General features: G+C 64.8%; 1 protein-coding gene. It reads left to right on the forward strand.

The window, feature by feature from the left end; translation table 11 throughout:
• Positions 1–554 (forward strand): tripartite tricarboxylate transporter substrate-binding protein (locus tag DT603_RS15850; protein WP_281350925.1); only part of this gene is annotated, 554 nt, incomplete at both ends.

Raw genomic sequence — 554 nt, forward strand, 5'->3', positions numbered from 1 at the left:
GTCCATGCGCAAGCATCTGAACAATGCCACCATCGTGGTGGACAACGCCGACGGCGCCGGCAGCACCATCGGCACGGCCAAGGCTGCACGTGCCCGCCCTGACGGCTACACGCTGCTGATCAACCACATCGGCATGTCCACGATCCCGTCGCTGTACCGCAAGCTGTCGTTCAACGTGCTCAACGACTTCGAGTACGCCGGCATCATCAACGACGTGCCCATGACCCTGATCGGCCGCCCCAGCCTGCCGGCCAAGAACTTCGCCGAGGTCAAGGACTGGATCGGCAAGAACCAGGGCAAGGTCAACCTGGCCAATGCCGGCATCGGTTCCGCCTCCCACCTGTGCGGCCTGATGCTGCAGGCGGCCATGAAGACCGAAATGACGCCCGTGCCCTACAAGGGCGCCGCGCCGGCCATCGCCGACCTGATCGGCAACCAGGTCGACCTGCTGTGCGACCAGACCACCAACACCACGGGCCAGATCACGGCCAAGAAGGTCCAGGCCTATGCCGTGACCACGCCCAAGCGCCTGGTCATGCCCGCACTGAAGGACC

The sequence above is a fragment of the Pseudoxanthomonas gei genome (assembly GCF_010119615.1).
Taxonomy (GTDB): Bacteria; Pseudomonadota; Gammaproteobacteria; order Xanthomonadales; family Xanthomonadaceae; genus Pseudoxanthomonas_A; species Pseudoxanthomonas_A gei.